Below are 20107 nucleotides of genomic sequence, written 5' to 3'. Positions count from 1 at the left end.
TTAAGGAAGAGTCTTATGCCCTCTTTTGCTGAAATGATCGAAAACATCACCCCGGACATCTACGAGAGCCTCAAGCTCGCCGTGGAAATCGGCAAGTGGTCCGATGGCCGCAAGCTCACCGCTGAACAGCGTGAACTGTCCCTGCAAGCGGTCATCGCCTGGGAGCTGCAAAACCTGCCGGAAGACCAGCGCACTGGCTACATGGGCCCGCAAGAATGCCAGTCGAAGTCGACCACCGTGGAAAACATCCTGTTCAAGTCGGATGCCATCCATTGATTGAGATTGGCCGTGGTGCAGTCAGCAAGATGTCGGCGCAGTTGGGCTCGCCGACCGTTCAATATGCCTTTCGCCTGGGCGATGCCGAGGTGCCGGTCAATCCGTTGATCGGTACTACCGTGCGCCTGGAATACTTGGGCGCGATCCATTGCAGCCATTGCGGACGCAAGACCAAGACCAGTTTCAGCCAGGGTTACTGTTACCCGTGCATGACCAAGCTGGCCCAGTGCGACCTGTGCATCATGAGCCCCGAGCGCTGCCACTTTGACGCAGGCACCTGCCGCGATCCGGCCTGGGGTGAAAAATTCTGCATGACCGACCACGTGGTGTACCTGGCCAACTCGTCGGGGGTCAAGGTCGGCATCACCCGGGCCACCCAGCTGCCGACGCGCTGGCTGGACCAGGGTGCCAGCCAGGCACTGCCAATCATGCGCGTGGCCACCCGTCAGCAATCCGGTTTCGTCGAAGACGTGTTGCGCAGCCAGGTGGCAGACAAGACCAATTGGCGAGCACTGCTCAAGGGCGATGCCCCGGCAGTGGACCTCAAACAGGTGCGTGACGAGCTATTTGCTTCCTGTGCCGAGGGATTGTTGAGCTTGCAGGAACGCTTTGGCCTACAAGCCATCCAACCTGTGGCTGACATCGAGCCTATCGAAATCCGCTACCCGGTGGAGCAGTATCCCACCAAGATTGTCAGCTTCAACCTGGACAAGAACCCGATTGCCGAGGGCACGCTGATGGGGATCAAGGGCCAGTACCTGATCTTCGATACCGGCGTTATCAATATTCGTAAATACACGGCTTACCAGCTCGCCGTGCATCAGTAAAAGGATTCGACGCATGCGCACCGAACAACCGAAGATGATCTACCTGAAGGACTATCAGGCGCCTGAGTACCTGATCGACGAGACACACCTGACCTTCGAGTTGTTCGAGGACCACAGCCTGGTCCACGCGCAGCTGGTGATGCGCCGCAATCCTGAACGTGGCGCGGGCCTGCCGCCGCTGGTGCTGGACGGCCAGCAACTTGAGCTGCTGTCGGTGACCTTGGCTGACCAGGAACTGACGGCTGCTGACTACCAGTTGACCGACAGCCACCTGACCCTGCACCCGGCCAGCGATACGTTTACCCTCGACACCAGCGTCAAGATCCACCCCGAGACCAACACCGCTCTGGAAGGCCTGTACAAGTCCAGCGGCATGTTCTGCACCCAGTGCGAAGCTGAAGGTTTTCGCAAGATCACCTATTACCTCGACCGCCCGGACGTGATGAGCAAGTTCACCACCACGGTGATCGCCGAGCAGCACAGCTACCCGGTATTGCTCTCCAATGGCAACCCGATTGCCACAGGCCCCGGCGAAGAAGGCCGTCACTGGGCGACCTGGGAAGATCCGTTCATGAAACCGGCTTACCTGTTTGCGCTGGTGGCCGGTGACCTGTGGTGCGTGGAAGACACCTTCACCACCATGAGCGAACGCTCGGTAGCCCTGCGCATCTATGTCGAGCCGGAAAACATCGACAAGTGCCAGCACGCCATGAACAGCCTGAAAAAGTCGATGCGCTGGGACGAAGAAGTCTATGGCCGCGAGTACGACCTGGACATCTTCATGATCGTTGCGGTCAACGACTTCAATATGGGCGCCATGGAGAACAAGGGCCTCAATATCTTCAACTCCAGCGCCGTGCTGGCTCGGGCCGAAACCGCCACCGACGCCGCACACCAGCGGGTCGAAGCCATCGTCGCCCACGAATATTTCCACAACTGGTCGGGCAACCGCGTGACCTGTCGCGACTGGTTCCAGCTCTCGCTCAAGGAAGGCTTCACCGTATTCCGTGATTCTGGCTTCTCCGCCGACATGAACTCGGCCACCGTCAAGCGTATCCAGGATGTGGCCTACCTGCGCACCCACCAGTTTGCCGAAGATGCCGGCCCGATGGCCCATGCCGTACGCCCGGACAGCTTTATCGAGATTTCCAACTTCTACACCCTGACTGTGTACGAAAAGGGCTCGGAAGTGGTCGGCATGATCCACACCTTGCTCGGTGCCGAAGGCTTTCGCAAAGGCAGCAACCTGTACTTTGATCGTCACGACGGCCAGGCCGTGACCTGCGACGACTTCATCAAGGCCATGGAAGACGCCAATGGCGCCGACCTGACCCAGTTCAAGCGCTGGTACAGCCAGGCCGGCACGCCACGGTTGGCGGTCAGTGAGACCTACGATGCAGCAGCGAAAACCTACAGCCTTACCTTCCGTCAAAGCTGCCCTGAAACCCCGGACAAGGTGGAGAAGCTGCCATTTGTGATTCCGGTTGAACTGGGCTTGCTGGACGGGAAGGGCGCCGATATCGCCTTGCGCCTGGCGGGTGAAGCGGCGGCTGGCAGTACGTCCCGCGTGTTGCCTGTGACGCAAGCCGAACAAACCTTCACCTTCGTCGGCATCGCCGAACAGCCATTGCCTTCGTTGCTGCGGGGTTTCTCGGCACCGGTGAAACTGAGCTTTCCCTACAGCCGCGACCAGTTGATGTTCCTCATGCAGCACGACAGCGACGGCTTTAATCGCTGGGACGCCGGCCAGCAACTGTCGGTGCAGGTGTTGCAGGAACTGATCGGTCAACATCAGCAAGGCAAGACACTGGTGCTTGATCAGCGTCTGATTACCGCACTGCGCAGCGTATTGAGTGACGAAAGCCTGGATCAGGCTATGGTGGCGGAAATGCTGTCGTTGCCAAGCGAAGCCTACCTGGCGGAAATCAGTGAAGTGGCGGATGTCGACGCCATCCACGCTGCACGCGAATTTGCTCGCAAGCAATTGGCCGATAACTTGTTCGAAGGCCTGTGGCTGCGCTACCAGGCCAACCGCGACCTGTCTAAGCAAACGCCGTACGTGGCCGCTGCCGAGCATTTTGCCCGACGCGCCCTGCAGAACATCGCACTGTCGTACCTGATGCTCAGCGGTAAGTCCGAAGTGCTGGCGGCGACCCTTGAACAGTTCGAGGCGTGCGACAACATGACCGAACGCCTGACGGCACTGGCGGTGCTGGTCAACTCAACCTTCGAAGAAGAAAAGGCCAAGGCCTTGGCGGTATTCGCCGAAGACTTCAAGAGTAACCCGCTGGTCATGGACCAGTGGTTCAGTGTCCAGGCTGGCAGCGGCTTGCCGGGCGGCTTGGAACGTGTCAAGGCGTTGATGCAGCACCCATTGTTCAATATCAAGAACCCGAACAAGGTGCGGGCCTTGGTGGGCGCGTTCGCGGGGCAGAACCTGATCAACTTCCATGCGGCCGACGGCTCAGGCTATCGCTTCCTGGCCGACATGGTGATCCAGTTGAACGCCTTCAACCCGCAAATCGCCTCCCGGCAATTGGCGCCGCTTACTCGCTGGCGCAAATACGACAGCGCTCGTCAGGCGCTGATGAAGGCTGAGCTGGAGCGGATTCGTTCTTGCGGCGAACTGTCCAGCGATGTGTTTGAGGTGGTCAGCAAAAGCCTGGCGTAACCCTCGTCCCCTGGGTCGACCCATTTTGGTGAGTGGGCCGGCCCAGCCCATCACCTTGGGCCACTGCCCGCTACTGACACTTCCTGGCAGGACTCTTTGCTAAGCTGCGCCGTCTCCCTTTCTTCGAGCGTGATGAGTGTGTCGCGGACCAGCCGTCTATTGACCTTGCTACAACTCCTGCGGGGCAAAAAACGCCCGGTGACCGCCGCCGTGCTGGCCATGGAGTTGGAGGTGTCCGAGCGCACGCTTTACCGCGATATTGCTGAATTGACCGCGCTGGGTGCGCCGATCTTCGGTGAGGCCGGCGTCGGGTATGTGCTGCGCAGCGGGTTGTTCCTGCCGCCCTTGATGCTTAACGCCGACGAGACCGAAGCCATCGTGTTGGGCTTGCGTTATGTCGATCAGCGCGGCGATGAGGTGCTGAGCCAGGCGGCTGCGAATGCACTGGCGAAAATCGAAGCTGTCCTCGATCCCATTGCCCAGGAAGCCATGCGCAATCCCACGTTGCTGGCGGGTCCATCGGGCTATGGGTACCCGGAAAATCGCGTGCCATTGAATGTGTTGCGCAACGCCATTCGTAGCCAGGGCAAGCTGTACATCGATTACGCAGATGCCAAGCAGGCGCCCAGTCAACGCTTGATCTGGCCCCTGGCCCTGGGATTTCTCAATGAAGCGCGGGTGATCGTGGCCTGGTGTGAGTTGCGTGGTGCTTATCGCACCTTTCGCACCGACCGAATCGCCGCCGCCAGCGAGCAGGGGGAGCGTTATCCCGGACGTCGCAGCGACTGGTTGCGGGCGTGGCGCAAACTGATGGAACAGAATGAATCTGCGCCTTTCACTCCTGACAAGAACTGACACGTGCCTGCTTTAGGATGAGGCCATAAATCACCAACAAGGAGTTGTCACCATGTCCACGCCTACCCCTGAACTGGCCCCGGCGATTGCCGCTTACATTGCTGCCGCCAATGCCGGTGATACATCAGCTGTGCCTCATTTTTTCGCCGATGATGCCAATGTATTCGATGAGGGGGGACACCAGGTTGGCACCGCCGCCATTGCCCGTTGGATGGAAGATACCGGCCGTCGTTACCAGCCCAGGGTCGAAGTGCTCGATGTTCAGCAGCGCACCGGTAAGGTGCTGGTGAGCAACCTGATTACCGGCAGCTTTCCCGGTAGCCCATTGCAATTGCGCTACATGTTTCGGCTCAATGAGCAGGGCAAGATCTCGCGGCTGGATATTTCCCTGTAGTGCGGTCTTCGAGGCATGGCGCCGCCATGGCATAATGCCTCTTATGACTTTCGACTCGCCACTCGCTGCTTATCAACATGCCCTCCATGAAAACGACTTTGTCCCCGACAAGGCCCAATGGCAGGCCGTGCAAGCCCTGCAACACTGTCACGAAGCCTTGCATCAAGGCCGCATGCCCATCACCGGTGTTTATCTGTGGGGGCCGGTCGGTCGTGGCAAGACCTGGCTGATGGATCAGTTTTACCAGAGCCTGCGGGTGCCGGCGCGGCGCCAGCATTTCCATCATTTCATGGGGTGGGTGCATCAGCGCTCGTTCCAGTTGACCGGCACCCATGACCCTTTGCAGGCTTTGGCCAGGGAGTTGAGCCGAGATGTGCGGGTGTTGTGCTTCGATGAGCTGTTCGTCAATGACATCGGCGATGCCATCATCCTTGGCCGGCTGTTTCAGGTGATGTTCGAGGAAGGGGTGGTGATGGTCTGCACCTCCAATCAACCGCCAGACCAACTCTATGCCGACGGTTTCAACCGTGATCGCTTCCTGCCTGGAATTGACGCAATCAAGCGGCATATGCAAGTGGTGGCGGTAGACGGTAGCGAAGACCATCGGCTGCACCCCGGCACGGCAGTACAGCGTTACTGGGTTGACCAGCCGCAGGCGCTGGTTAAGCTGTTTCAAGGCATGAGCAATGGGCAGCAGACCAGCGACGAGCCAGTTATTGTTGGCTACCGTTCGATCGCCGTGGTGCAGTCCAGCGACACCGTGTTGTGGTGCCGTTACGCCGACCTGTGCGAACAGCCATTGGCGGCCATGGATTTCATGCTGCTGTGTGATCGATTCAAGGCCATTTTGCTCGGTGAAGTGCCTAACCTGAGTGCGCAAAAACGCCCTGGACGAATCGCTCGCGGCACCGAAGACGGCGCCCTGCGTGTGGATGCTGGAGATCGCCAACTGCCCGAGTTATCGGTGCATGACGACAGCGTTCGTCGCTTTATCGCGTTGGTGGATGAGTGCTATGACCGTAAGGTGGCGCTGTATATCGAAGCCAAGGTGCCGCTGGAAGCGCTCTACACCGAAGGGTATCTGGAGTTTGCGTTCCGCCGCACCTTGAGTCGTTTGCAAGAGATGCAGCTACAGCGCTTCGGCCAGCCGTGAAAGAAGACTCCTGCGCGAAGATGTCGTTAATCTCCTTCATCTAATGCCGGCGCCATGTTTACAATCAGGCTTCCCAGGGGAGGTCATCCCCATCAAGCTGTTATCGAGGAAGGAAATGGACGCCGCAGAAATACTGGTGCTGCAAGCAAGCTATAGCAATCCCGTGCATGCCGAGGCCATTGGCCTGGTGCTCAACCACTACGCGCAAGACCCCATGGGCGGTGGCCAGGGCTTGCCTGCCGATCGACTGCTGCAACTGCCGGCCGAGTTGGCCAAGCGCCCTCACGCTTTCAGTGTCCTGGCCTTTGTCGGCGGCGAGCCAGCCGGATTGGTGAACTGTTTCGAAGGGTTCTCGACCTTTGCCTGCCGGCCGTTGGTCAACGTCCATGACGTGGCGGTCATGGATAAATTTCGCGGTCTGGGCCTGAGTCAGAAAATGCTGCAAAAGGTCGAGGAAATTGCCCGTCAGCGCGGCTGCTGCAAGATCACCCTGGAGGTGCTTGAAGGTAATGCAGTGGCTCAGGGGGCGTATCGCAAGTTTGGGTTCGACGACAATATCTTTGATCCGGTCCACGGTCGAATGTTGTTCTGGAGCAAGGCGCTTTAATGAGTGCGCTATAGCCAGGATTAACTTGGCGTTAACACTTGAATCGTATGGTCTAGTTGTTGGCTGTCAGAAAGGCGTTAAAGTTAGTCATATCGGCCAGTGGTAATTTCCAGACATAAAAAAAGCGCCCGATTTCGGGCGCCAAGTTGACCTTCACCATCGGAGCACAATGGCGCAGGGTAGTACGGTTAAATCAGCTATTGGGTTGTTGCGCATCGGTAGACTGCTCGGCCGCACCGGTTTTTTTGCTCTTTGCATCGGTGGAGGCGGTCTGCTCTGTCGTACCGTGGGTTTGTTCCTGGATGAAGCTAAAGTTGTTGTAGAACTCCTTCGAGCGCTCGCCGCCGCCTTCTGCAAGGGCAGCGACGGAGGTCAGGCCCATCAGGCCGGCAAGCATCAATGTCGAAAGTTTCATCGTGTGTGTTCCCATTAAGAGTAATCGGTATCCGCTCCGTCCTTGATCAGATTCATGGGAGTACTCTGCAGCACTTGTATTAAGTGGAAGTTAACGTCGGCGAATCCGAAGTTAACGATTTTGTTAACTTCGGATAGAGGGGGCTCAAGTGCGATTAAAGCTTCCAGTCCAGGCTCAACGTCATGGTGCGTGGGTCACCCCAATAAACGCCGTTATAGAAACCGACATTGTTGTAGTACTTTTTATCGAACAAATTATTTACGTTCAGTGACGCCGATAGGTGCTTGTCGAACTCATACCGAGACATGAGATTGACCAGAGCGTAGGCCTCCTGACGGATTGCAGTGCTCTGGGTAATGATGTCACCGTCGGCATCGCGCCCAACGGGACGGCCGGCGTAGCGGTAGATGTCGCTCTGCCAGTTGACCCCAGCGCCTACGGTGAGCGCCCGCCACTGACCTGGCAAACGATAGGTGGTGGAGGTGCGCAGCAGATTTAGGGGTTGCGCCGTGTTGTTGCGTTCCTTTTCACCATTCACGGAGTGGGTGTAGGTGTAACCCGCTTTAACATTCCAGTCGGGCAGGACTTCGCCTGCGATCTCCAGTTCAAACCCTTGTACCTTGTTACCCACGCCGCCGGACTTGTAGTACTGCTGACCATTGGGGCCCAGCGGTATGGAGTCATCTATTTCAGCCACGTTGTCCTGAATAGTCCTGAACACGGCGCTGGAGAAGGTTAGTCGATCATTCAAAAGGCTGCCCTTGAGTCCCAATTCGTAGCTCTTGCCAACGATAGGCTCCAGGTATTTGTCGCTCACGTCTTTTTGCGTCTGCGGCTTGAAGATATCGGTGTAACTCGCGTAGGCGGTGAAATCCTGGTTGATGTGGTAAAGCAAGCCGGCATATGGCGTCCAGACATCATTCTGGGTCTGGCTGCTGGGGTGCACCTTTACCAACTGTCGGTCCTCATAGTCATAGTTGGAGCTGCTGGTTTTCCAACTGCCATATCGACTGCCGAGCACAGCATGCCAAGCATCGCTCAGACTCAGGCGGGTCGCCAAGTAGCCGGCTTTTTGATAGGTACTGCTGTTGTTCGCGTCCATGCTGGTGGTTTCATCGGGAAACTCAGGAATGTCACCTGTATTTGCCCAGTCTGGAATCTCCAGGTAATTATCCGGCACGTCCCCCTCAATAATGTACGGCGAGGAATCCCGGTGCCTGGCCTGGCCATAGCCGATCATGGCCTCATGCTCACGCCCCAGCAGCGAATAGGCGCCCGCAATGTTGAAATCTACGGCATCCATTTTGTCGTCGCCGCTGAAATGGCTGCTATAGGCACTTATTCCGCTTCGGTCAGGATTCGGATAGCCGCCACCGCCGTAGTAAACCTTGCCGTCGGTTTCACTTTCCCTGTGTGTATAGGCTGCTTTGAGGCGCCAGTCGTTAGCCAATCGTTGATCCACTGTGGCAAACAGGGTGCGGTCGGTGAGCGGCCAATTGCTCCAGGGCGTGGTGATATTGTTGGAGCGCGGCATATTGGCCTTGTCACCCAAGGAGTTCCAATAGGGCACGCTGCCCCAGGTAGCCCCCTCGATTTGTTTATCCTGATAGTCGTAACCCACTGCCAGCACCGTATCTTCGCTAAGGTCTGCTTCGAGAATGCCGTAGCCGACCTTACGCTCAAGGGCATAACGATCGCGGAAGGATTTACTGTCGCGGTAGGCCAATACCGTACGCCCGCGTAAGCGACCATCGAAACCCAGGGGGCCGCCAACATCGACGTAGCTGTAGTAATTATCGTAACTGCCTGCACTGCCACCGATCTTGGCCGCCCATTCACGGGTAGGGCGTTTTCGTACCATATTGATGGTGCCTGACGGGTCGCCTGCGCCCGTGGTCAGGCCGGTGGCACCGCGTACCACTTCGATGCGGTCATAAATCACCGTGTCGGAGTCGGACTTCAATCCAGAGAAGGTGTTTAGCATCCCGTCGATCTGGAAATTCTGAATGCTGTAGCCACGTGAATAGAAGTTGAAGCGTTCGGAGTCGTTGCGCTGTACCACCACGCCTGTGGTCTGGTTCATCACCTCGCTCAAGGTGCCGAGCTTGAAGTCATCCATCTGCTGGCGGGTGATGACCGAAACGGATTGCGGAGTTTCCTTGATCGACAGGTTCAGGCGTGTCGCCGTGCTCATGGCTCCGGTCGTGTAGGATCCGGTGCCTTCGGTATCCGATCCCAGGCTATCAGCGGTGATATTGGTACTGGCTAGTTCAAGGGCCTTGGCGGTCTCGTCGACTTTCTGATTCGCGTCGTTTTCAGCCAGCAAGTCCGGGCTCAGCACAACGCTGAAAAGGCCTAGGGTCAAGGTCATGGAACGGGTAATAGGCGCGAACATCGCGGCGAACTCCTTGTCGTCTATGAAAAAAATGCCATTGGCTCAAAGACGAAAGGGGCAGGGGATCTTTAGGGTCAAACGAGAATAATTGTTATCTTTGTGTTTCGTCGAGCCGGGTTTCACCGCATTGCGCGTGTGAACCCCGGGTTCGTCGGTGCTACTTCAAGACCACCTTGGCCGGGTCGATCTTGGGTTTCATCAGGCTGAAATCGATCAAGGCTTTCTGCTGGCGCTCATAGGGGTTGCCAATCATCAAGGGCCGCGGCTTGAAGCTGTCGCTGACCAGGCTCCTGCTGCGGTCCAACTCATCGAAACTCAAGCCGGCCATGTCTGCCCAGGTGTGGATCAACTGCGAACTGCTGTAGGGACGCTGCAGGTCGCCTTCGACGTTCCAGTCATGGTTGTTGCGCCACTTGGGCGAGGCCCATGCCATGAACGGAATGGTGTACATCGGCGCCGTCGGCTTACCTTCGTTGCGGCCCAGGGTGCTGTGACCCGCAGAGTCGAACACGTCTTCGCCGTGATCGGAGAGGTACAGCAGGAAGCCATTGGGATCTGTCTTGGCGTAATCCTTGATCAGGCTAGACACCACAAAATCGTTGTACAACACCGCGTTGTCGTAGCTGTTGTAGGTCGGCAACTGGTCATCGCTGATGTCGTCAGGGACGCCCTGGCGATCCGTGAACTTGTCGAAAGTCGGCGGGTAGCGGTACTGGTAGCTCATGTGCGTGCCCAGCAGATGCACGACGATGAACTTGCGCTCGGCGGTGTCGGCCATAGCCTTGGAGAACGGCTCCAATACGTCGCCGTCGTACTGACGGGCGTTCTGGTTACGGTTGTTATTCAGGTACACCTGCTCGTCGGCCTGTTCGGAGAACGTCGTGAGCATGGTGTTGCGCTTGGTCATGGTCTGCTGGTTGGTGATCCAGAAGGTCTTGTAGCCCGCCTGCTTCATGACGCTGACGATGGACGGGGTCTTGAGGTACAGGTCCGGGTTGTCTTCGTCGGCGAAAGTCAGCACCTGTTGCAGCGCTTCGATGGTGTACGGGCGCGGAGTGATGACGTTGTCAAACACATCCAGCTGATTACGCAGCTTGTCCAGTTCCGGCGTGGTACTACGCGGGTAGCCATACAGGCTCATGCGCTGGCGGTTGGTGGACTCGCCGATCACCAGCACCAGGGTCGACGGCTGGCCGGCCATGCTGTCCTTGAGATTGGTCAGGGGCGCGATCTTGCTGACGTTGTCCAGCATGCCTTGCATGTTGTCCAACTGTTCGGTGTAGCGGCGGTAGGCGACGATCATCTGCCATGGCACTGCCGGCTCGATGCGGGTCTCGAAGCGGTCCATGGCCAATTCCATGGTTTCGCTCTTGGCGATCTGCCTGACCAGCGGGTAGCCGATAACGGCGATCACAATGACGCTGGCAGCCAGCATCGCCTTGCCTCGTGGCAGGTAGACTGCACGCACACGAGTCCAAAGGAAGACCGCAACGGCGGTGTGGGCGATAAAGGCCAGCACAATCCACCAGGCAAAGTATTGGGTGGCGTACTCACCGGCTTCAGAGATGTTCGACTCGAACATGATGAAGATGACGCTTTGGGAGAATTCCTGCTGGTAAATGAAGAAATAACCGAGGCTGGCCATGGAACAGGCCCACAGCACCACGCCAATCAGCGCCGCCAGCAGGCGGGTCCGCTTGGGGAACAGCAACATGGGCGCCAGCCACAGCGCGCTCATGAAGAAGGCTTGGCGGAAACCGCTGAAACCGGAGGTGCCGGTCAGTTGGATCAGCAGTTGGGTAATGCCCGAGAAGTACCAAAAAAACAGGAACATCCAGCCAAGGCCGGCCCAATCAAAACCTTTCGCAGACTTAGTGCTGCGTTCGAACATCGCCATCCAGCGCTCCACCTGATAATTTTTCCATTTGTCGCGCACTGAAGGCGCGCGACAGCGGCCCCCCGTACGGGGTGCGGCTTTATTGCGCGGGATTATCGGGAAGGAGGTGTGAAAACTTTGTGAGTTCTGTCTGAGTGATATTGCTTACAGCACAGTAAAACGGGGGTTCAGCAGATCGCGACTTGCCCGTTTGACGGCTGTGTGAGCTGGGCTTGCAGGTGCGAGCGCAGACGCATGACTTCCTGTTGCAACTGGTCGCGCTCGTCTTTCAACTGGCGTAACTCATCGCGGCGGATGGTGACATAGAGGGTTTGTGGCGGACGCGTCATGTGTGCAGTGCTCATTGCTTACCTCGCAAATAGCCGGTGTATCGCGGTGCCAGAGCGCTTGAGTCGAGGCTCTCGGCAACAGTCGGGGCAATTCTGATTTCTTTTTCGACGCAATGGAACTTTTTTATTTTTTATTGTCTCTGTGACTTTTTTGCCCGTGATGGTGAAACAGTGGCAACTTTTTGTCATGAAACTATGGTGAATGGCTCTGGACTAACCCTCATTAGCCTCATTGCACGATAAACTGTGCCACACATTTATTATTCGTAGTAAGGAGCATCAGCACATGCAACTGGGGATTATTGGACTAGGCCGCATGGGCGGTAATATTGCGCGTCGCCTGATGCTCAATGGGCACACCACCGTGGTCTACGACCGCAATGAAGCGTTCGTCAAAGGTTTGAGTGAAGAGGGCGCCACCGGCGTTGCTGACCTGGCGGCCCTGGTGGCCGGGCTGCAAAAGCCCCGGGCGGTCTGGGTGATGCTGCCGGCGGGCGATCCGACCGAAACCACCATCCAGGATCTGAGCGAACTGATGGAACCCGGCGATATCATCATCGACGGCGGTAATACCTTCTACAAAGATGACATCCGCCGGGGCAAAACCCTGTCGGAAAAAGGCCTGCATTATGTGGACGTCGGCACCTCCGGCGGCGTGTGGGGCCTGGAACGCGGCTATTGCATGATGATTGGTGGCGATGCCGAGACAGTCAAACACCTGGACCCGATCTTCGCCAGCATGGCCCCAGGCCTGGGCGACATCCCACGCACCAAGGACCGTACCGCCACTGATGACCGTGCCGAGCGTGGCTACATCCACGCCGGCCCAGCCGGCTCTGGGCACTTCGTCAAGATGATCCACAACGGCATCGAATACGGGATGATGCAGGCGTTCGCCGAAGGTTTTGACATCCTCAAGACCAAAAACTCGGAGAACCTGCCTGAAGAGCAGCGTTTCGACCTCAATGTGGCTGACATCGCTGAAGTCTGGCGTCGCGGCAGTGTGGTCTCCTCCTGGCTGCTGGACCTCACGGCCGACGCCTTGGCCACTGACCCCAAACTCGACGGCTATTCAGGTTCCGTCGCCGACAGTGGCGAAGGGCGCTGGACCATCGAGGCGGCCATGGAGCAGTCGGTGCCGGTCCCGGTGCTGTCCAACTCGTTGTTCGCCCGTTTCCGCTCCCGCCAGCAAAGCACCTACGGTGACAAACTGCTCTCGGCCATGCGCTTCGGCTTTGGCGGTCATGTGGAGACTTCAAAAAAATGACTGCCAACGGCAAGAAACCCAAGGCCGAACCCGCTCCACCCACCACCCTGTTTCTGTTTGGCGCCCATGGCGACCTGGTCAAGCGCTTGCTGATGCCGGCGCTGTACAACCTTAGCCGCGACGGTTTGCTGGGCGATGGCCTGCGCATTGTCGGAGTTGATCACAACGCCATCAGCGATGCCGACTTCGCCAAGAAACTTGAAGACTTCATTCGCACCGAGGCCGCCAGCAAGGTCAAGGGCAATGCTGAAAACGCCCTGGACCCAGCCTTGTGGGGCCAACTGGCCAAGGGCATCAGCTACGTCCAGGGCGACTTCCTCGACAACAGTACTTACAGCGACCTGGCGGCGAAAATTGCCGAGAGCGGCACCGGTAACGCAGTGTTCTACCTCGCCACCGCGCCGCGCTTTTTCAGTGAAGTGGTACAACGCCTGGGCCGGGCCAATCTGCTGGAAGAAACCCCCGAGGCCTTCCGTCGCGTGGTGATCGAAAAACCTTTCGGCTCTGACCTTGCCACCGCCGAAGCGCTAAACGCCTGCCTGCTCAAGGTAATGAGTGAAAAGCAGATCTACCGCATCGACCATTATCTGGGCAAGGAAACGGTACAGAACATCCTCATCAGCCGTTTCTCCAACGTGCTGTTCGAAGCGTTCTGGAACAACCATTACATCGATCACGTACAAATCACCGCCGCCGAAACCGTTGGCGTGGAAACCCGTGGCAGCTTCTTCGAACACACCGGCACCTTGCGCGATATGGTGCCCAATCACCTGTTCCAACTGCTGGCAATGATCGCCATGGAACCGCCGGCTGCCTTCGGCGCCGATGCAGTACGTGGCGAGAAGGCCAAGGTGATTGGCGCCGTGCGCCCTTGGTCCCTGGAGGATGCGCGGGCCAACTCGGTGCGCGGCCAGTACACCGCAGGTGAAATCGGCGGCAAGCAATTGCCCGGTTACCGCGAAGAGGCCAACGTTGCCCCTGACAGCAATACCGAGACGTTCGTAGCCCTCAAGGTAATGATCGACAACTGGCGCTGGGTCGGCGTGCCGTTTTACCTGCGTACCGGCAAGCGCATGAGCATCCGTGACACCGAAATCATCATCTGCTTCAAGCCCGCGCCTTATGCGCAGTTTCGCGACACCGGAGTCGATGAGCTCAACCCCACTTACCTGAAGATCCAGATCCAGCCCAATGAAGGCATGTGGTTCGACCTGCTGGCGAAAAAGCCTGGGCCGACCCTGGACGTGGCCAACATCGAGCTGGGCTTTGCCTATAAGGACTTCTTTGAGATGCAGCCATCCACTGGCTACGAAACCTTGATCTACGACTGCCTGACCGGCGATCAAACCCTGTTCCAGCGCGCCGACAACATCGAAAACGGCTGGCGTGCGGTGCAGCCTTTCCTCGATGCGTGGAAGGAAGATGATGGCGTTCAAGCCTATAAAGCCGGTGAAGATGGCCCGGCGGCGGCCGATGCGTTGCTGGCCCGCGATGGCCGGACCTGGCGCAGCCTCGGATGAGTGATGCCGCGATCCATCCCATCCGTTTTGTCTTGAGTGATATGGACGGCACCCTGTTGCTTCCGGATCACAGCCTCAGCCAACGCACCATTGACTCGGTCCGTGCCCTGCGCGAAGCCGGGGTGTTTTTCAGCCTGGCCACCGGGCGGCCACCCAAGGCCATGTTGCAGCAGATCGAAGCCTTGGGCGTTGACGTGCCCACGGCGGGGTTTAATGGCGGCACCCTGGTCAATCCGGATGGCAGCATCCTGATTGCTCACTGGTTGCCGGCAGAAGCGGCACTGATCGCGTTGGCGTTGTTCTGCGATCAACCTGATGTGGAAACCTGGGTATTTGCCGATGGCGACTGGATGTTGCGTGATCCGACGGGTCCCATGGTGCCTCGTGAGCAGCATGGCCTGGGGTATGCGCCGGTGGTGGTGGAAAGTTTTGAGCCGTTCCTGGACCGGATCGACAAAATCGTCGCCGCCAGCACCAATACCCAGTTGCTGATTGAACTGGAGGCGCAGTTGCAACCCAAGGTTGAAGGACTGGCCCAGGTATCGCGCTCACAGCCGGTCTACCTCGACGTGACCGCGATGAAGGCCAACAAGGGTGAGGCGCTGGCGACGTTGGCGGCCCACCTGGGTGTTCCCCTGGAGCAGACGGCGGCCATCGGCGACGGCGGCAATGACCCGGCAATGTTTCATGTGGCCGGCTTGTCGATTGCCATGGGGCAGGCCGAAGAGGCGGTCAAGCGCCAGGCCAACGTGGTCACGGGCAGCAATATCGAGGACGGCGCAGCAGAGGCCATCGAGCGGTTTATTCTTTCGGCGCGCTGAGGCGCAACGCCCTGCGATAAGCTGCCGTCATCCTGATCCAGTTGATCGTTCCCGCGTAAACGGGAACGATCTTCACCGCTAATAACTCCCCCCGCTAGCCAGTGCTGAGGCATTGTTGTTTGCCTCACTACCAAGCGTCCCATAAAGACACTGGATTGGCTGCTAAACCATGAAAGCTGTTAGTTCTGACAGTTGCGAAAACCCTTTGGCGTTGATTGAATAAGCCGTGACAGCTGTCACTTGCCGACGTGTATGGCTCGGCCATTGTTTTACCCAGAGATGTGTATGTTCGCAAATACCGCAAATGCCTGGTGGCCAGGCGCGTCGGGCGAGCCTGACCTGAGTTTTGGCGAGTCAGGCACGGCGGCCGTGATTATGCATGGGGTTGATTCCTGCCAGGTCAACGGCTTGGCGTTGTGTCCGGACGGCGGTCTGCTGGTGGCGGCTAAAGTCTACCGGGGCCGCACGACGGGCTTGGGGCTGGCCAGGCTTGACGCCACGGGTTCGCTGGATCAGCGCTTTGGTCGGGCGGGCGCGGTGGTCGACTGTTTTGAAGGCCAGGGTGACGCCATGGCTGACAAGGTGATTCAGTTGCCGGATGGGCGAATCCTGTTGGTTGGGCTGCATTACGAATGTCGCCATCAGTTATTACCGGCCTTGGCGATGTTTCACCCGGACGGGCAACTCGACCCAGGGTTTGGTGATGCCGGCAAGCAGGTGGTGCGATTGCCGGGCGGGCTCTCCAGCGGTACTCGCGATACGTGGCTACCGCCAGGAATTCCCGGCGCCGAGGCTTGCGCGGCGTGTGTGCAACCTGACGGTCGAATCCTGCTGGTAGCCAATCATTCTTTTGAACTGGCCAATCATACGGGGCTGCTGATTCGCCTGGAGCCTGATGGTCGCCTCGATACCACGTTCAATGGTCGTGGTTTTGTCATGGTGCGGCGGTTGCTGCTCAGCACTTGGTTGTCCAGCGTCCACCTGCAGTCGGATGGCGCCATCGTTGTGGCAGGCTCCATCGACGTTCCCCAGCAGGCGCTACTGGCCCGTTATCGGGCAGATGGCAGTCTGGATGAAACGTTTGCCGAGCAGGGCTTCGCACGAATCTCGGCGCAAGGGCGCAACGCCCATTTTAGCCAGGTCATCCAGTGCCGTGACGGTCGGTTGCATGGCGTGGGCAGCAGCCGTGAGCCGATCCATGCCATGGCCCTGGCCGTCGATGCCGACGGTGAGGCTGATCCGGCATTCAATCACGGCCAACCGTTACTGACGGCGATTGCCGGTAGCCCGTGCCAATGGCAAGCGGTGGCGGAGCAGGGGGATGGCAAGCTGGTCATGGCTGGCGCAACAATCGGTGGTTTTGCTGCGGATTTTGTTGTCGCCCGGCATCTGCCAGATGGCAGCCCGGACCCGACCTTTGCCAGCGGTCGCGGTTGGGTCCGCACGCGACTGGGGCGTAGCCTGGACACCGCGACGGCACTGGTTCTTCAACCAGATGGCAAGATCCTGCTGGCCGGTCATGGGCGGGATGGGGCGTTTCGTGGGGTGGTGACGCGCTACCACGGCTGACAGTTGAAAAGGCGTGCATCCAATCCTGAACAACTGATTTATGTTCTTTGCACGAACAGCTCTTATGAAGTAGCGCAAACGGTGTTCTTTATCGAGGTCGTTAATCGTTAGATCAACCAGGGCCTGGAGTGAGGATCAATGAGACCTCACTCCAGGCTCTGCGAGTCGTTACTCCGGCATTGCCCAGGATTGTAACTGGTAGCCGTTTTTATCAAGTTCGGCTCGCGCTTGCAGCAGCAGAGATTCCAGTTGCTTGGGATCGGAGTATGCGCTGAGAGAGATCTGTTTGCGCCCGATGCGGTTATTGGTGCGGTCGACAACGGACAGGCTGAGTTCGCCATTGCCGTCTTGCGGGGCCCAAGCCACACATTGAAAGGGTTCAAAGGCGTGGCCGGCGATCAAGAGTGCTTCGTTGAAACGGAGCGGGGCGTTCATGGGGTCTTCTCTCTAAATGCCCAATCAAAAGATGTGCCGTCGGTTGGGCTTACCGTTCGGCTAGTACATGTACTGATGCGCGAAGGTGGGGTACGGGTCACATGCTAGAGCAAGAAAATTCAACTTTCCCTGATTAAAGTCATGTAAATCGCGGTTTTGAAAGCTCGTTGAAAGTTTGAACTAGTGGGTTTTTCTATTTATTGGCTGCTCAAGGAAGTATTTGGCAGCAAACTTATAGCGAAACGATACAAGGGGGCGTCAAGATCTTGCTAGGGTTAGCAACAACCTTTCCAAACTGTTGTTTCTAAATAACTTAATGATTTTGACGCCAAGGAATAGTCATGGTTATTACACCTGCCCTGCGTCGTCTGCTTGTGGTCGAGCCCTGTGGTGACTGCGACCGGCTAATACCCGGTTTGCGCATGGCTGGATGGGAGGTTGACAGCTGCGCCCTGGAAGCGGTCGGTGACCGATCCTGTGACGTGGGGCTGCTGCGCCTGCAGCCGTTTCACCTGGAGCAGCCCGAGGCGATCAAGGAGTTGATCAGTCGCAGTGGTACGGAATGGATCGCGGTGCTTAGCCAGGACGTGTTGCGCCTGCAAAAGGTCGGTGACTTTGTCTGCGAGTGGTTTTTCGACTTCCACACCTTGCCGTTTGATGTTTCCCGGGTCCAGGTCACCTTGGGCCGGGCCTTTGGCATGGCGCGGCTGCGCGGTAAAGGCAACGCCCATGTCGATGAACCGGAGCACGAATTGTTGGGAGACAGCCGCCCGATCCGCGAACTGCGCAAGCTGTTGGCCAAACTGGCACCCACTGAGTCGCCGATCCTGATTCGTGGCGACAGCGGCACCGGCAAGGAACTGGTAGCCAAGACCCTGCACCGGCAGTCCCAACGCCATGCCAAGCCATTTGTGGCAATCAACTGCGGGGCTATCCCTGAACACCTGATCCAGTCCGAACTCTTTGGGCATGAAAAAGGTGCGTTTACCGGCGCTCATCAACGCAAGGTCGGTCGTATCGAAGCCGCCCATGGCGGCACCTTGTTTCTCGATGAAATTGGCGACCTGCCAATGGAGCTACAAGCCAATCTGCTGCGTTTTCTCCAGGAGAAACACATCGAGCGGGTCGGCGGCAGCCAGCCGATTCCAGTGGATGTACGGGTATTGGCGGCTACCCACGTCGACCTGGAAGCGGCAATCGAGAAGGGCACCTTTCGCGAAGACTTGTATTACCGGCTCAATGTCCTGCAAGTAGTGACCGCGCCCTTGCGCGAGCGTCACGGCGACGTCGGGATGCTGGCCAACCACTTTGCCCATTTCTATAGCCAGGAAACCGGCCGCCGCCCCCGCAGTTTCAGCGAGGATGCGCTGGTAGCCATGGGCAAACACGGCTGGCCGGGCAATGTACGTGAGCTGGCCAACCGGGTACGGCGCGGCCTGGTGCTGGCTGAAGGGCGGCAGATTGAAGCGCTCGATCTGGGCTTGCAAAGCCAGCATGCAATCGCGCTACCTATGGCTACACTAGAAGATTACAAGCACCGCGCCGAACGTCAGGCGCTGTGCGATGTGCTCAACCGGCACAGCGACAACCTCAGTGTCGCAGCCCGCGTGCTGGGGGTTTCCCGGCCCACGTTCTACCGGTTGCTGCACAAACACCAGATCCGCTAGGGCGGGTAAACAAAAGCCCCGTCGCGACCCTTATCGCGGCGGGGCTTTTCCCTTTGCGGGCTGATCAAAAGTAGTACGGGAATTTCAGGCTGAAGGTGAAGTCCGGCGCATCGTCGGTCATGCCGATGGCCAGGTTGGGCACGATGGTCAGGTTTTCACTGGCCGCAATGGTCATGCCGACGTTGAAATAACCGGCGTTGGCATCGCTCGATACCACCGACTGCCAGTCGCCGCCGTCAGGCTTGAGCTTGCTCTTGCGCTGAATCAGGTCCGAGACCGAGAACGACATGCTCATTTTCTCGTTCAGCGCAAAAGCGACACCCACGCCTATCTGGAAGCTGTCACCCAGGCGTACCTTGCCACCGACTTTTTCGTTGACCGTAGAGCTGATGTCGTCAAACGAGTCTTCGAAGTTATGGGTGTAGGACAAACTGCCAAACAGCACTGCCGGGTCGAAGGTCTTGACCAGGGAGATGCCTGGCGTAATCGACCAGACGCCGTTGCCGGTGGGCAGGTTTTCTGGCACAAACAGGTTATCGTTATTAGGCGAACGCACCAGCTTGATGCCGAATGGCTCCTCGCCTGTTGGGGCCTTGATCCGCAGTGAAACCACGGCGTCCGGCAGGTTGGGCGTTTCATCAAGGAATTTGTAGGCGACCCCGAAGTTGACGTCGCCAATAGTCGGATCGCGACTGACTGACTCCTCTGAAGTTGCCGTGCCGCTGCCGCCATTGGCGCCACCGGACTGATACGTCGACTCGCGGTATATCACCGGCAAGTTCACATCGAACTGCCAGCGATTATCCAGGTTGTAGCGCCCGGTCATGTCCAGGGTCCAGTTATCGGCCTTGATCCGGTCCAGGTTGATATTGCCGAGAAAGATCGAGTCCAGTGCCAGGAAGCCGTTAAGCGGCTCTTCGCATTTAAGGGTGTAGCTGATTTCTAAACCCTCCTGACTTCAGCAAGCACCTGGCTATGTAATTGGTTAAATTTCTAAAGCCCAAGGCGG

The 20107-nt window shown here is 57.9% G+C and carries 17 protein-coding genes and 1 pseudogene; 12 read left to right on the top strand and 6 right to left on the bottom strand.

Annotated elements, in window-relative coordinates:
• Positions 1 to 15: 15 nt before the first annotated feature.
• From ACZRJ6_RS24570 to ACZRJ6_RS24540, 7 genes are all read left to right on the top strand, one after another.
• Positions 16 to 276 carry a YeaC family protein gene (locus tag ACZRJ6_RS24570; protein WP_463970474.1) on the top strand — a complete coding sequence of 87 codons (261 nt, stop codon included), beginning with the start codon at positions 16 to 18 and terminating at the stop codon, positions 274 to 276.
• Entirely contained in the window at positions 273 to 1103 is an 831-nt protein-coding gene (locus tag ACZRJ6_RS24565) for a DUF2797 domain-containing protein (protein WP_463970473.1), read from the top strand. The genes ACZRJ6_RS24570 and ACZRJ6_RS24565 overlap by 4 nt, the downstream gene beginning before the upstream one ends.
• Before the next feature lie 13 nt (positions 1104 to 1116).
• Positions 1117 to 3774, top strand: a complete 2658-nt coding sequence (gene pepN, locus ACZRJ6_RS24560; protein WP_463970472.1) for an aminopeptidase N — start codon at positions 1117 to 1119, stop codon at positions 3772 to 3774.
• A 138-nt stretch (positions 3775 to 3912) separates the two neighbouring features.
• A complete protein-coding gene (locus ACZRJ6_RS24555) occupies positions 3913 to 4629 on the top strand; it encodes a helix-turn-helix transcriptional regulator (protein WP_463970518.1) in 717 nt (238 codons plus the stop codon).
• 52 nt (positions 4630 to 4681) lie between these two features.
• Positions 4682 to 5023, top strand: a complete 342-nt coding sequence (locus ACZRJ6_RS24550; RefSeq protein ID WP_463970471.1) for a nuclear transport factor 2 family protein — start codon at positions 4682 to 4684, stop codon at positions 5021 to 5023.
• A 43-nt stretch (positions 5024 to 5066) separates the two neighbouring features.
• Positions 5067 to 6176, top strand: a complete 1110-nt coding sequence (zapE, locus tag ACZRJ6_RS24545; protein ID WP_463970470.1) for a cell division protein ZapE — start codon at positions 5067 to 5069, stop codon at positions 6174 to 6176.
• A gap of 115 nt (positions 6177 to 6291) precedes the next feature.
• Complete coding sequence (locus ACZRJ6_RS24540) at positions 6292 to 6783, top strand: GNAT family N-acetyltransferase (RefSeq protein ID WP_133103241.1); 492 nt, start codon at positions 6292 to 6294, stop codon at positions 6781 to 6783.
• Positions 6784 to 6976: 193 nt separating this feature from the next.
• Here ACZRJ6_RS24540 and ACZRJ6_RS24535 read toward each other — a convergent pair whose 3' ends face one another.
• From ACZRJ6_RS24535 to ACZRJ6_RS24520, 4 genes are all read right to left on the bottom strand, one after another.
• Positions 6977 to 7198: a hypothetical protein gene (locus tag ACZRJ6_RS24535; protein WP_463970469.1), complete on the bottom strand. Its 222-nt coding sequence runs from the start codon at positions 7196 to 7198 to the stop codon at positions 6977 to 6979.
• A 154-nt stretch (positions 7199 to 7352) separates the two neighbouring features.
• Positions 7353 to 9593: a TonB-dependent siderophore receptor gene (locus ACZRJ6_RS24530; protein ID WP_463970468.1), complete on the bottom strand. Its 2241-nt coding sequence runs from the start codon at positions 9591 to 9593 to the stop codon at positions 7353 to 7355.
• A 157-nt stretch (positions 9594 to 9750) separates the two neighbouring features.
• Positions 9751 to 11490, bottom strand: a complete 1740-nt coding sequence (locus ACZRJ6_RS24525; protein ID WP_463970467.1) for a phosphoethanolamine transferase CptA — start codon at positions 11488 to 11490, stop codon at positions 9751 to 9753.
• A gap of 167 nt (positions 11491 to 11657) precedes the next feature.
• Complete coding sequence (locus tag ACZRJ6_RS24520; RefSeq protein WP_463970466.1) at positions 11658 to 11834, bottom strand: DUF6026 family protein; 177 nt, start codon at positions 11832 to 11834, stop codon at positions 11658 to 11660.
• 247 nt (positions 11835 to 12081) lie between these two features.
• On the opposite strand from ACZRJ6_RS24520, the gene gnd reads away from it, so the two are divergent.
• From gnd to ACZRJ6_RS24500, 4 genes are all read left to right on the top strand, one after another.
• Entirely contained in the window at positions 12082 to 13086 is a 1005-nt protein-coding gene (gene gnd / locus ACZRJ6_RS24515; protein WP_463970517.1) for a phosphogluconate dehydrogenase (NAD(+)-dependent, decarboxylating), read from the top strand.
• Positions 13083 to 14606: a glucose-6-phosphate dehydrogenase gene (gene zwf / locus ACZRJ6_RS24510; protein ID WP_463970465.1), complete on the top strand. Its 1524-nt coding sequence runs from the start codon at positions 13083 to 13085 to the stop codon at positions 14604 to 14606. Before gnd ends, zwf begins: the two co-directional genes overlap by 4 nt.
• Entirely contained in the window at positions 14603 to 15427 is an 825-nt protein-coding gene (locus tag ACZRJ6_RS24505) for an HAD family hydrolase (RefSeq protein ID WP_463970464.1), read from the top strand. The genes zwf and ACZRJ6_RS24505 overlap by 4 nt, the downstream gene beginning before the upstream one ends.
• A 285-nt stretch (positions 15428 to 15712) precedes the next feature.
• Positions 15713 to 16996, top strand: coding sequence for a hypothetical protein (locus ACZRJ6_RS24500; protein WP_463970463.1), 1284 nt, complete (start codon positions 15713 to 15715; stop codon positions 16994 to 16996).
• Between the two features lie 168 nt (positions 16997 to 17164).
• On the opposite strand, the gene ACZRJ6_RS24495 is transcribed toward ACZRJ6_RS24500, so the two are convergent.
• Entirely contained in the window at positions 17165 to 17431 is a 267-nt protein-coding gene (locus tag ACZRJ6_RS24495) for a hypothetical protein (RefSeq protein ID WP_463970462.1), read from the bottom strand.
• A gap of 341 nt (positions 17432 to 17772) precedes the next feature.
• Between ACZRJ6_RS24495 and ACZRJ6_RS24490 the strand changes: the two genes are divergently transcribed.
• Complete coding sequence (locus ACZRJ6_RS24490) at positions 17773 to 19098, top strand: sigma-54 dependent transcriptional regulator (RefSeq protein WP_463970461.1); 1326 nt, start codon at positions 17773 to 17775, stop codon at positions 19096 to 19098.
• Positions 19099 to 19162: 64 nt separating this feature from the next.
• Here ACZRJ6_RS24490 and ACZRJ6_RS24485 read toward each other — a convergent pair.
• Positions 19163 to 20008 (bottom strand): annotated as a pseudogene (locus tag ACZRJ6_RS24485) (transporter family protein); the annotation flags it as partial.
• Positions 20009 to 20107 lie beyond the last annotated feature (99 nt).

Source organism: Pseudomonas sp. C321 (assembly GCF_055407105.1).
Note: the sequence above shows the minus strand (reverse complement) of the source record. Positions and strands in the feature narration are given on the sequence as shown.

What these genes read in the sequence shown, in the direction of transcription:
- ACZRJ6_RS24570 (WP_463970474.1), top strand. Translation starts at nt 16, where the DNA reads ATGCCCTCTTTTGCTGAAATGATCGAAAACATCACCCCGGACATCTAC.
- pepN (WP_463970472.1), top strand. Translation starts at nt 1,117, where the DNA reads ATGCGCACCGAACAACCGAAGATGATCTACCTGAAGGACTATCAGGCG.
- ACZRJ6_RS24550 (WP_463970471.1), top strand. Translation starts at nt 4,682, where the DNA reads ATGTCCACGCCTACCCCTGAACTGGCCCCGGCGATTGCCGCTTACATT.
- zapE (WP_463970470.1), top strand. Translation starts at nt 5,067, where the DNA reads ATGACTTTCGACTCGCCACTCGCTGCTTATCAACATGCCCTCCATGAA.
- ACZRJ6_RS24540 (WP_133103241.1), top strand. Translation starts at nt 6,292, where the DNA reads ATGGACGCCGCAGAAATACTGGTGCTGCAAGCAAGCTATAGCAATCCC.
- ACZRJ6_RS24535 (WP_463970469.1), bottom strand. Translation starts at nt 7,198, where the DNA reads ATGAAACTTTCGACATTGATGCTTGCCGGCCTGATGGGCCTGACCTCC.
- ACZRJ6_RS24530 (WP_463970468.1), bottom strand. Translation starts at nt 9,593, where the DNA reads ATGTTCGCGCCTATTACCCGTTCCATGACCTTGACCCTAGGCCTTTTC.
- ACZRJ6_RS24525 (WP_463970467.1), bottom strand. Translation starts at nt 11,490, where the DNA reads ATGGCGATGTTCGAACGCAGCACTAAGTCTGCGAAAGGTTTTGATTGG.
- ACZRJ6_RS24520 (WP_463970466.1), bottom strand. Translation starts at nt 11,834, where the DNA reads ATGAGCACTGCACACATGACGCGTCCGCCACAAACCCTCTATGTCACC.
- zwf (WP_463970465.1), top strand. Translation starts at nt 13,083, where the DNA reads ATGACTGCCAACGGCAAGAAACCCAAGGCCGAACCCGCTCCACCCACC.
- ACZRJ6_RS24505 (WP_463970464.1), top strand. Translation starts at nt 14,603, where the DNA reads ATGAGTGATGCCGCGATCCATCCCATCCGTTTTGTCTTGAGTGATATG.
- ACZRJ6_RS24500 (WP_463970463.1), top strand. Translation starts at nt 15,713, where the DNA reads ATGTTCGCAAATACCGCAAATGCCTGGTGGCCAGGCGCGTCGGGCGAG.
- ACZRJ6_RS24495 (WP_463970462.1), bottom strand. Translation starts at nt 17,431, where the DNA reads ATGAACGCCCCGCTCCGTTTCAACGAAGCACTCTTGATCGCCGGCCAC.
- ACZRJ6_RS24490 (WP_463970461.1), top strand. Translation starts at nt 17,773, where the DNA reads ATGGTTATTACACCTGCCCTGCGTCGTCTGCTTGTGGTCGAGCCCTGT.